The sequence below is a fragment of the Niastella caeni genome (assembly GCF_004834005.1).
Lineage (GTDB): Bacteria > Bacteroidota > Bacteroidia > Chitinophagales > Chitinophagaceae > Niastella > Niastella caeni.
In genome coordinates, this window is record NZ_STFF01000003.1 from 688,776 (window position 1) to 700,975 (window position 12,200).

At 46.0% G+C, this 12,200-nt stretch carries 8 protein-coding genes; 7 read left to right on the top strand and 1 reads right to left on the bottom strand.

Annotated elements, in window-relative coordinates:
* Window positions 1-324 precede the first annotated feature (324 nt).
* The 6 genes from FAM09_RS14070 to FAM09_RS14095 all read left to right on the top strand — a co-directional run bounded on the left by FAM09_RS14070 (window position 325) and on the right by FAM09_RS14095 (window position 10,360).
* Window positions 325-3,750: a SusC/RagA family TonB-linked outer membrane protein gene (locus FAM09_RS14070; protein WP_136577752.1), complete on the top strand. Its 3,426-nt coding sequence runs from the start codon at window positions 325-327 to the stop codon at window positions 3,748-3,750.
* Between the two features lie 180 nt (window positions 3,751-3,930).
* Complete coding sequence (locus FAM09_RS14075; protein ID WP_136577753.1) at window positions 3,931-5,535, top strand: RagB/SusD family nutrient uptake outer membrane protein; 1,605 nt, start codon at window positions 3,931-3,933, stop codon at window positions 5,533-5,535.
* Window positions 5,536-6,176: 641 nt separating this feature from the next.
* Entirely contained in the window at window positions 6,177-6,752 is a 576-nt protein-coding gene (locus tag FAM09_RS14080) for an RNA polymerase sigma factor (protein ID WP_136577754.1), read from the top strand.
* A 107-nt stretch (window positions 6,753-6,859) separates the two neighbouring features.
* Complete coding sequence (locus FAM09_RS14085) at window positions 6,860-7,513, top strand: HD domain-containing protein (RefSeq protein WP_136577755.1); 654 nt, start codon at window positions 6,860-6,862, stop codon at window positions 7,511-7,513.
* A 280-nt stretch (window positions 7,514-7,793) separates the two neighbouring features.
* Window positions 7,794-9,602, top strand: a complete 1,809-nt coding sequence (locus tag FAM09_RS14090; RefSeq protein WP_136577756.1) for a sensor histidine kinase — start codon at window positions 7,794-7,796, stop codon at window positions 9,600-9,602.
* Between the two features lie 2 nt (window positions 9,603-9,604).
* On the top strand, window positions 9,605-10,360 hold the full coding sequence (locus FAM09_RS14095; protein WP_136577757.1) for a LytR/AlgR family response regulator transcription factor: 756 nt from the start codon (window positions 9,605-9,607) through the stop codon (window positions 10,358-10,360).
* Window positions 10,361-10,431: 71 nt separating this feature from the next.
* Here the strand turns inward: FAM09_RS14095 and surE are convergent, their stop codons facing one another.
* Entirely contained in the window at window positions 10,432-11,175 is a 744-nt protein-coding gene (surE, locus tag FAM09_RS14100; RefSeq protein WP_136577758.1) for a 5'/3'-nucleotidase SurE, read from the bottom strand.
* 75 nt (window positions 11,176-11,250) lie between these two features.
* On the opposite strand from surE, the gene FAM09_RS14105 reads away from it, so the two are divergent.
* On the top strand, window positions 11,251-12,147 hold the full coding sequence (locus FAM09_RS14105; protein WP_136577759.1) for a diacylglycerol/lipid kinase family protein: 897 nt from the start codon (window positions 11,251-11,253) through the stop codon (window positions 12,145-12,147).
* Window positions 12,148-12,200: the final 53 nt, after the last annotated feature.

Below are 12,200 nucleotides of genomic sequence, written 5' to 3' on the forward strand. Positions count from 1 at the left end.
GTCGTCTATAAATGCAGCACCAACGCCAGAAGCACTTATTGCCGATTGTTTTTGCAAGGGTGAATGGTGAATGGTGAATGGTGAATATTTCAATTCGTGAAGCTTGAATAATATCAATCATCCCGAATGAAAAAACCACAAACCACAAACCACAAACCATAAACCATAAACCAGAACAATATAAAAATAAACCAACTTCCCCCTTTAGGGGGTCAGGGGGTGTAAAGAAAAAGCCGCTTCGTGGCCAGACGAAACGGCGGTGTTCAGTAATAATAAACAAGTCTGTTAGGAATTATTTAATTAATCACCAAACCAAACAAAGTTATGCAAATAACTGCTATGATCCGTTTGCGTAAATATACGAACGGATTAAACACCCGGATAACCAGCCGGGAAAAGCACAAACTGCTTAAGTTCATGAAATTAACAACGATCCTGCTTTTCGTCACCTGTATGCATGCAGTTGCCCATACCAGTGGGCAGACTGTAACCCTGTCGCTAAAAAACGTACCGGTACAAAAGGTATTTAAAGCGGTATCACGGCAAACAGGCGTGTCAATTGTTTATAGTGAAGACCTGTTCGAGGGTCTTAAACCCGTTTCTATTAATGTAAAGAACGCCTCCATAAAAGACGTGCTGCAGCAATGCCTGCCCGGCTCGCCTTTTGAACTAAGCGTTCAGGGCAATACCGTTGTGATCACGAAGAAACCGGTAACAGCCATTTCAGCCATAACTACTATAGCAACCCCACCTCCCCCAACGCCTATAAAAGGAAAAATACTAAATGAAAAAGGAGAACCCATCGCAGGCGCCAACATACAGGTAAAAGGCACACGCAAAGGGGTAAGCACCGGCGCCAACGGGGAGTTTACGATAGATGCCAACAAAGGCGACATATTGGTTATTTCCAATATTGGCTATGCCACCCAACAAATAACTGTAACCGATGACAGGCCAATCCAGATCTCCCTGGTAGTAAATTCACAACAACTGGGTGAACTGGTAGTAACAGCGTTAGGTATCCAACGCCGCTCAAAGAGCCTTACCTACAGCACGCAAAAGATCAACAATACCGAGCTCACTACGGTAAAGAACATGAACCCCATCAACAGCCTTAATGGTAAAGTGGCGGGGTTACAGATCAATCCAAGTGCCTCGGGACTGGGTGGTTCGGTGCGGGTGATCCTGCGCGGACAAAAATCAACACGTGAGAACCAACCTTTATATGTAATCGATGGCGTGCCTATGTCGAACTTCTCCGGTGCGCAACCAATGAACGTTTGGGGAGAAAGCAGTGGCAGCAACACCGTAGGCCGCGATGCCGGCGATGTGCTGAGCACCCTGAACCCGGAAGATATTGAAAGCATTACCGTACTGAAAGGCGCATCAGCAGCGGCCTTATACGGCAGCCAGGCTGGTAATGGCGTAATTATGATCACCACCAAGAAAGGCCGCGCCGGTACCGCCAAAGTTGATTTCTCTTCCAACTTCACCATGGAAAAACCCATGTATTATCCCGAGCTGCAATACAATTACAACCAAACCAGCACCGATAATATTTACAGTTGGGGCCCGGCCGGTTCAAACCCCGACCATGTGAAGCCTTTCTTTAAAACAGGTTCTACCTTTATCAATACGCTGGCCTTTACCGCAGGTAACGATAAAGCACAAACTTACTTCTCCTATTCAAACACTGGCAACAAAGGCATTATGCCAACCAGTGAATTAAAACAGCACACGTTCAATTTCCGCCAAACCTCCAAATTCTTTAACGACAAACTGAACGTGGATGCCAATATCCTTTTCAGCACCCAAAAAACAAACAACCGGCCTTCAACAGGTTTATATTATAACGCGCTTACCGGTTTGTACCTCTTCCCAAGAGGCCTGAACTTCGACCAGTATAAGAATTTTGAATACTTCTCGCCTACCCGCAATACGATGTTGCAGGACTGGTGGAATATAAACCACGACAAAGACCTGGTAGGATCTGACAACCAGCAAAATCCCTACTGGGTCCTGAACCGGGACCTCAACATAGGCAGAAAAGATAACCTCTTCGCCTCTGTGACCTTAAAATATCCCGTTACCAAATGGCTGAATATCCAGACCCGGGGAAGCATCAACCGCAATTACGACAATTACGAATTAAAAGCATACGCTTCTACCCAAATAACACTGTCTGATTTTAATGGCCGGTATACCAATGATAAATTATCCCGTACGCTTTTATATGGCGATGTGATCATCTCAGGCAATACCCCCATCACCGATAAGATCGGGTTCAGCTTTAATGCAGGCACCAGCATCAACGATCAAAAACAGGACCGCGACTTCTTTGATTCAAAAGGCAGCGGCCTGCGTTTTGCCAACATTTTCACAATTGGCAATATGAACCTTTCACCGGCATTAACCGCACAGCCAACCGGTTTGCGCCGCCAGGTACAATCGATATTCGCCACCGGTACATTTGACCTGGATGAAAAAATATTCATTGATCTTACCGCGCGTAACGACTGGTCTTCCACACTGGCGTTCACGCCCAAAGAGAAAAGCGGCTATCCCTACTTCTCTGCCGGTATCAACACCATCGTGAGCGACCTGGTAAAATTGCCAACCCTGATCAATTATGGTAAAGTACGTTTCTCTTATGCCAAAGTTGGTAACGACGTAGAAGCGTTTTCAACCAATCCAACCAATACCATTCAGTCAGGGAATTATGGATCGATCCAGGTTGGTCCATACCTCGGCACTTACCTGAAACCCGAAGATGCGCGCTCATTTGAAATAGGTACAGAGTGGAAATTATTAAACAACCGGTTAAGCCTTGATTTCACCTGGTATAAAACCAATACCCGCGATCAGTACTTTGAGTTCAGTGCGCCGTTGGGCAGCGGCTTAAGCAGGTTCTTCGTAAACGCCGGTAACATAGAAAACAAAGGGATTGAATTTTCACTGGGATATGATGTTTTACGCAAAGGTGCTACCAAATGGAACAGCAGCCTGAACCTCACCAGGAACAGAAACAAAGTGATTGAACTGTTACCTGAACTGGGCGGTCAATATGAGATCACCCTTGCCGGTGTGAACAATTATTCACTGCGTATTCGCGAAGGCGGTTCTTACGGCGATATTTACGGCAAAACCTTCCTGCGCGCCCCCGATGGTTCCATTATGGTTGATGACAATGGTAAACCACAAGGCGGTGATTTCAAATTCCTCGGCAATCCCAACCCCGATTTCCTGGCGGGCTGGAACAATACGTTTGAATTAAAAGATTTTGTTATTACAGCATTGATCGATGGCCGGTTTGGCGGTAAAGTAATGAGCATTACGCAGGCCATCCTCGATGAATACGGTGTATCGAAAGTAACAGCAGACGCGCGCAATAACGGCGGCGTTACCATCAATGCAACCAAAGTGAGCGGAGGAAAATGGAGCGGCGCTATTCCGGCTGAAACATTCTATTCTACCGTAGGTGGCCGTGCCGGCATAACAGAATATTATATGTACGATGCCACCAATATCAGATTACGCGAATTATCTATTGGTTATAAAGTACCATCAACCAGTAAAATAATAAGAGACATGCGCCTGTCGCTGGTGGCACGCAACCTGTTCTTTATTAAAAAAGAAGCGCCCTATGATCCTGAGCTGAGCATGAGCACCGGCAACGGGTTACAGGGGATAGATGTGTTTGCATTGCCAGCTACGCGGAGTATGGGATTGAGTTTCAGATGTTCTTTTTAACAGGTTTATAGTTTATGGTTTGTGGTTTGTGGTTCATTTATTCGAGTACTCATTATTATTTGCCTGGCTCGCTTTATGCTGAACGATAGCGAGATCCGAATAAAAAGTGTAAGCTAAAAAGCGCGGCAGCAACCACAAACAACAAACTACAAACAACAAACAGAATCAAATAATACAACAATGAACAAGCATTCAAAATATATTCTTTCGATGGCGGCGGCGGTTATATTAGCAACCGGCTGCACCAAAAAATTCCAGGATTACAATACCAATCCATATGGCGCTACCAATGAAGACCTGTTGCCCGATTACGGGTTGGTAGTAGCCCAATTACAGGAAGCGCAGAAAAGCATTTATGTGTATCAGCCGGCCTGGGTAACCCAGTTGCAGCAAAACCTGATGGCTGATGTATACAGCGGCTATATGATGCCTCCTACCCCATTTCGCGGTAACAGCAACAACATGAACTACGACCTGGTTGATGGCTGGAACGTGTGGGCATTGAACCCGGCCTACTCCAGTTCGGTGGGCAGTGTAATGAACCCGATCTCGAATGTGGAGGCAACGACAAAAACGACAGCACCTGCATTATACGCCATGGCGAAGATCATTAAGGTAGAAGCCATGCACCGCGTGAGCGATATTTTCGGCCCGATTATGTACTCAAAATATAAAATGCGGGCAGATGATGGCGGGTACGATTACGACAGCCAGCAGGAAGCCTATAACAATTTCTTTAAAGACCTGAACGAAGCGATCGCGATCCTTACGCCATTGCGGGCAGAGAAACCATTGCCCACTTTCAAAAATGCCGACCTGGTATATGATGGCAGTTATGCGAAATGGTTGCAGTTTGCCAACACGTTGCGCTTGCGCCTGGCATTGCGTATTGTTAAAGCCGATGCGGCCAAAGCAAAAACAGAAGGCGAAGCGGCGCTGGCTAATGCCGGTGGCATATTAAGCGCTGCCAGCGATAATTTCAATATCAACATTGGCGCCACCGAACATCCGCTGAACACCATCAACAATGCATGGGCCGATATTCGCATGGGCGCACCGATGGAATCCATCTTAACAGGATATAATGACCCACGCCTGCCGAAATACTTTGTACCGGCCGTTGATGCGGCTGTAGCCGGACAATACAAAGGCATTCGTAACGGAATTAACATCGATGCCAAAAGCCGTTACCAGGGTTATTCGGCATTGATCACATTCCCCAGCAAAATTCAATTGATGACGGCCGCCGAAGCCTGGTTCCTGAAAGCAGAAGCCGCCCTGCGTGGATGGACAGGCGCCGGTACTGCCAAAGAAAATTATGAAAGCGGTGTAACCACTTCTTTCAGCCAGCATTCATTATCGGGCGCTGCCACTTATCTCACTGATGCAACAAGCAAAGCAGCTGAATATATTGACCCGAAAGCCATAACACCTGGCCAGAACAACGTTACCAAAGACAAGCCCTGGCTCAGCACCATTACAATTAAATGGGAAGAGGGGGATGCGTTTGAGAGAAAACTGGAAAGGATCATCACCCAGAAATGGATCAGTATGTACCCTGATGGACAGGAAGCGTGGAGCGAGTTTCGCAGAACAGGGTATCCTAAACTGTTCCCGGTTGTGATCAATAACAGCGGTGGCAAAGTGTCAACGGATGTCTTTATCCGTCGCGTGAACATTCCACCCGATGAATACCTCACCAATCCACAAGGCGCCAAACGGGCAGCAGCAACGCTGAACGGCCCTGACAATGGCGGTACGAGATTGTGGTGGGACAAGCAGTAAATATTGAATATTGAATATTGAATGTTCAATATTGAATGTTGAAGGAGAATACAGAAGAAATTAAAAATAAAGAATGAAGAATGAGAAATGAGAAAGTAGAATACAAAATGCAGGGTCTCATTTCGATATTGGACATTCATCGGTTCGATATTCAATATTCGATATAATAAAGAGCTTTAAAATAGCAACCCCGGCAATGGAGAACGTTGCAACCTATCCGGCGCGGGGGTTTTGCGAGCAAAAAAAGGGCTTTAAGGGGAGTTCTCTTTTGCTCATCATCTGCAGATTTCTATTGAACGCTTCTGTGAAAGCCGGGCGCAAAAGAATATAAGGGTTTGAAGAAGGTCTCTCTTATTCGATGCGGATTTCTATCCCCGGCTTCCCGGAAGCAATGAGCTAAAGGAGCAAAAGGGTTGAAGAAGGTCGCTTTTGCTCCTTTTCTCTTTTTATGCGGAAGGCAGAAGGCAGCTTTAAGCCTTAAATGTTTAACCTTAACCTGTATTCAGCCTTACACCTTCAGCTTTAAGCCTTAAGGCTTCCTACATTTACATAAAATAAATAATATCACCCATCTTTCTTGCAGTTTTCTGCCCCGGGCACTACCAGGGAGGTTAAATTTGTCTTAACTTTCGGGTAAGAAAGTGCAACATTATCCTGCGCATACCGATCACCAGTTACTACAGCAGCTTCATCAAAGCGATGAAGGGGCGTTTGCTGAAATTTACAATCGTTACTGGAAACAACTCTACCTCTCTGCTCTCAATATTTTACAGGTAAAGGAAGCCGCACAAGATGCTGTGCAGGAAGTTTTTATTTCATTATGGAAACGGCGCGAAGCGGTACAGATAGATGCTTTACCTTCCTATTTACACCAGGCAGTGCGGTTCCAGGTGTTTAAAGCCATCAGGGCGGAGAAAACAGACCAGGATTTCTTTAACCGGCTGGCCGGCATTTCAAAAGACATTCTTATTGAAGACCCCGTTCTGTTCAAGGAAATGGAAACCCTGTACCAGCAACTCATTCAATCATTACCGGCCGATGAACAGGAGATCTTCCTCCTGCATCGCGATGACGGTCTTACCTACAAACAGATCGCAGAACAAAAGAACATATCTGTAAAAACAGTGGAGAAGAAAATGAGCCATGCGCTGAAGGAAATTCGATTTGGGATCGATGATGCGTTTGTGATCGTATTGGCGGCTGGGGTAATTTTTTGATTTAGAGATTTGGAGATTTAGAGATTTCATTATGCTCAGCATAACGATAAATCGCAAAATCCCAAAATCACAAAATCTCAAAATCCAAATCAGCTATTTTTGCTCCTATGAACAATCATTTCATCATTGAAGAAACTGTAAAGCACGTAAAAGACACCCTTACCAATGCAGAAGGCGGACACGATTGGTGGCATATTTACCGGGTTTGGAAAACAGCGCAACACCTTGCCTCTTTTGAAAAAGCCGACGAGCTGGTAGTAGCCCTCGGCGCTTTGCTTCACGATATTGCCGATTCAAAATTTCATAATGGCGATGAAACCATTGGTCCGCGTATGGCGAGGAAATGGCTGCAATCGCTGCAGGTGGAAGAACCTGTGATCCAACATGTAGAAAACATCATTACTCATATTTCCTTTAAAGGCGGTAATCACCAGCAACAGTTCAAATCGAAAGAGCTGGATATAGTGCAGGATGCCGACCGGCTCGATGCAATAGGCGCTATCGGCATTGCCCGCGCCTTTAATTACGGCGGTTTCAAGAACAGGCCAATGCACGATCCTGCCATTCCGCCCAACATGACAATGAGTAAGGAAGAATACAAAAAAAACAATGCGCCTACCATCAACCACTTTTATGAAAAGCTGCTGTTGTTAAAGGATAGAATGAATACAGAAACCGGGAAGAAATTAGCGCTGCAACGGCATGAGTTCATGGAGCATTACCTGAAACAGTTTTATGCGGAGTGGGAAGGCGGGAAATGAAGAACCAGTGAATTGGCTTGTCAACTTCAACCGCTGCCTCAAATATAAAAGGTAACTGTATAAACTGGCTATTAGTTGAGCAGTTACTATCTCTCCATTCCTGACAGCCAGGCCTACTACATCCTTGCTTTATAATTTTCGAATGCTTTCTGATAGATAAACAAGTTACAATATAATGCGCCGGATTCTTGCCGGCAACCGTCAGATACTAAGGCGCTATTGCCTCCATAGGTAAATTCCGGGAATTTCGGCTCTTCTTGTTATCTTCAAAACTTCGAACATGAAAAAGACAATCATTGGATTTCTGAAACTTATCTTTTGCATTTATGGCATCCCTTCCGTACTGTATGCTCAGCGTCAGGGGTATGTATTCGGCCATCGCATCCTGTTTGAAAGCATTAGCACTGACACGCGTTCCATGGTGAGGCAACCCTCATTTTTTTCCGCTGACGATGGCCATGTCAGCCAGGTCTTTGAATATTTTGATCCCAAATTGAGACTTTCGAATTATGCGGTTCGCACAGATGTTATTCCTAAAACCCCCATGTTACTTGGGGTGAGGTTAAACCCGGACCTCAATGATTATCTGGCTTCCAAGGTAATGTCCATCTCCAGATCCTATTCTGCGTATTTCATTTCCGACAGTTCTGAGGCCGAGCTGATCGCCTTGGGTATCACGCCAGAAAATGCAAAGGATTACAAATACCATATTGTGGAGAACGACAGCGTGGAACTGGTGCCCTGGTCGCCTGTTCTCAGGATGGCGGAGGAGCATGGAGCGAAAAAACCTTACGCCCTTTTAGGCAAGTATAGGGCGCCGGGAAAGCAAATAATGATCGAAGTGATCAATACAAAGAACTACAGCATCCGGGATGGCGTAATTTTCGATTGGAGGATCGATTATAAGCCCCGGATCTCGCAGCTGGTCGTCGCAAAGGCCAACAATGATTATTTTAATATCAATTATGTAAAGCTGAACAGTAAGTACGCCACGCGCTTCGACAGCCTCAGCGGTCTGCCCCAGGACCTGAAATTTCCCGTTGACAGCGTGCAATTTCTTAGCCTGGATTTCAAACAGCATGAAACCGTTCCCTATTCCTTATACCTCGTGAAAAATATTGGAGCTAAAGTGGACACTGTCCAGCTAGAATATATTTTTACAGGCGATACTTACTTATTTTGGAGCAAATGGTTCGATAAGCCTGGCAAGTACCAGTTGCTCATCCACCGCGTCATGGACCTGGGGAACTGGGAGGATCAACAGATGATCCGGCTTCCTTTTGAGGTGCTGCCCCCACCGCTGATCGAAAAAAAAATATCCATTAAACAATTGCTTCCATACATTTTGGGGGCAATTGCCCTTATGAGCCTGGCCTTCGCGGGCTATTACCGGTATAATAAGAGTAAACTCAAAAGAGCCACAGCGAAGAACGAGACCGTTAGTTTGCAACTGAAGTCCATCCGTTCGCAGCTCAACCCGCATTTCATGTTCAATGCGCTGGCTGCCATCCAGGGTTTGATGAATAAGAACGATGTTGCTGGCGCCAACCATTACCTCGCCAAATTCGCTGACCTTACCCGTATGGTGCTGCAGTCAGGAGAGGCCGAGATGATCAGTCTGGAAGATGAAATACGAATGCTGGATGATTACCTGCAAATGGAGCAGCTCCGTTTTGGATTTACCTACGGGATCCGGGTAGATCAGGCCATCAACCAGGCGAATACAGAGATTCCTCTTATGCTGCTGCAACCTTTTGTTGAGAACGCCGTTAAACATGGCGTGGCGACTTTGCTTCAACAGGGAAGGATCGAAGTATCAGTTGAACAAAATGACCATCGGCTGATCCTCACTGTAAAAGACAATGGCAGGGGCTTCGCCGGGAACCTTGCTGCAAATATGACGGATCACCAGGCCGCAACCTCCGGAGCGGGCCAAACGACAGTACCTGGCACGGGCATGGGATTGAAACTGAGCCGCCAGCGTATTGCATTGCTCAACCAGAAATATAAATCGCCGCGCGTTTCACTGGTTGTCAATTCCGGGACTACAGGCACCACCATTACCATACAACTCGATCAATGGACCTAACCATGAATATACGCATCATCATTATCGACGACGAGCCACACAATATCGAAAATACCAGGACCATCCTTCAGTCCTGTTTCCCCCATGTGCAGGTAGTGGCAACCGCAGGCAGTGCCGACGAAGGGATAGCTGCCATCAGCGCTCAGGAGCCTGACCTTGTGCTCCTGGACATCCAGATGCCGGGAAAGTCGGGCTTCGACCTACTGAAAGCCTTTCCGAAAATAACATTCGAGATCATTTTTATCACCGCCTTCGACCAATATGGCATTCAGGCCATCAAATTCTCAGCCCTGGACTATCTGCTGAAACCCATCGATAGGGAAGAACTGAAAAAAGCAATGGAGAAAGCCATCGAAACTATCGGGAACAAGCAGCGAAACCGTAGCATCGACAACCTCCTGGAGTATATCAAAAGGGGAAAAATGGAATTGCCCAAGATAGCATTGCCTACCCTTAATGAGATCATGTATGTAAAAGTTGACGAAATTATCCGTTGCGAAGCTTCCAATAATTATACGATTTTTTTCCTGGCTGATAGCGGGCGGGCACTGGTCTGTAAGACCTTAAAGGAATTCGCAGAACTGCTGAAGGCCTACGATTTCCTCCGCACCCACCAGTCGCACCTGGTCAATATTCGCTTCGTAAAAAGCTACCTGAAAGAGGATGGGGGAACCTTGCTGATGAAGGATGGGGCAAAGATCCCTATTTCAAGACAGAACAGGGACGGCGTTAAAGAAGCCCTTAACCGGAACTGGTAGCAGTTCCATCGACAGGACAAGCGAATGTATTCCACTTCAACATTGGACATTCAATACTCAATATTCACTATTTATGAAACCGGTTGTTCGCGCATTACTTTCTTTAGCGTTTGTTCATCGGTGAGATCGAGCCGCAATGGCGTAATGGAAACGAGGTTATGTTCAACAGCCCACCGGTCGGTGCCTTCTTCAGCAGGTTCCAACGGCGTTACGGTAAACCAGTAATGCTTTCTACCCATCGGGTCAACACCGGGCACTATCTTGCCATCGTATAACCGCACCGATTGCCGCGTCCATTGAATGCCTGTTGGTTGAAACGGGAAGTTGACGTTGTATAAACCCAGCTCTGAACTTTCAAACAGCAAGGCGAGCGTTCTTTCAACATAAGGCGCCAATGCATCAAAATCGGGTTCAGACTTGCCTACCGGGGTGCTCAGCGCAATGCCTCTTATTCCTAACAGTACGGCCTGCTTGGCTGCGGCCAGTGTACCGGAATGCCACATGGAGTTGCCCAGGTTAGGCCCCATATTAATGCCCGACAAAACCACATCCATATGCGCATATAAATGGCTGCCTAAAGCAACACAATCAGCCGGCGTACCATTTACCCGCCACGCTTCTATGCCTTCCCCTTCAAATGTAATGGGCGATTTTTTCAACGACAGCGGCCGGGAATGCGTTACTGCATGTCCCATAGAGCTTTGTTCCACATCGGGCGCAATTACGGTTACCTTGCCAAAACGGGAAGCGATTCTGGCCAGTGCTGCAATGCCCGGGCTATAAATGCCATCGTCGTTGGTTATCAGTATTTTCATAATTAAAGTGCATGAATTTTCATGCCAGCATAGCTGGTACAATTTTATAATGAATATTTTATTATTTATTATTTAATGAAACGAATCCATCTGATACATAACCCCGGCGCAGGTGACGAAGCCCATTCAAAATCAACTTTATTAAAGCTGATCGAAGCGGCGGGTTATGAGTGTAGATATTGTTCTACAGACAATGAAGAATGGCAGCAGATTGACCCTCAGTCAGATTTTATTGTCATTGCCGGGGGCGACGGTACGGTAAAGGAAGTGGTTTCCATCCTGCTACAAAAAGAAGATACGATCAAACGTACGCCGGTAGCTATTCTGCCCTGCGGAACGGCCAATAACATTGCCGAATCACTAAACATAAAAGGCGAGCTCTTCGACATCATCCGCTCCTGGAGTGTACCACAAACCACGGCCATTGATGTGGGTGAGATCTTTATCGATGGTGAGGAACCCAGATTCTTTATTGAGAGTTTTGGCTATGGCTTATTTCCTTACCTGATGAAAGAAATGGACAAGCAAAACAAAAATGACATTGAGGACAAGGATTTAAAAATGAGGTCGGCCCTGCAACTCATGCATGCCATTTCTCATTCGTACGAACCGCATTATTGCGAACTGACCGTTGACGGTGAAGATCATTCCGGCGCTTTTCTTATGGCCGAGGTCATGAATACCCGGCTTATCGGACCTAACCTTTTTTTGTCGCCACATGGCCATCCCGGCGACGGCACGTTTGAAGTTGTATTAATACCTGGCGAAGATCAGGCAAAGTTTGCTGCGTATATCGATTGCAAACTGAAAGAGGAAGAAGTCGTATTCACTTTCATAACCATTAAAGCAGAAGACATAAAAATAAAATGGAAAGGCACGCATGTGCATATAGACGATGAACAGGTAACCTTAAAAGAAAACGCGCTGGTACATGTACGTATTCAAAAAAACGCGCTGGTGTTTTTGATATAAGGGAGTGTTAACTTATAATCGTACCACGGTTTGAAACCGTGGTACGATTAAGG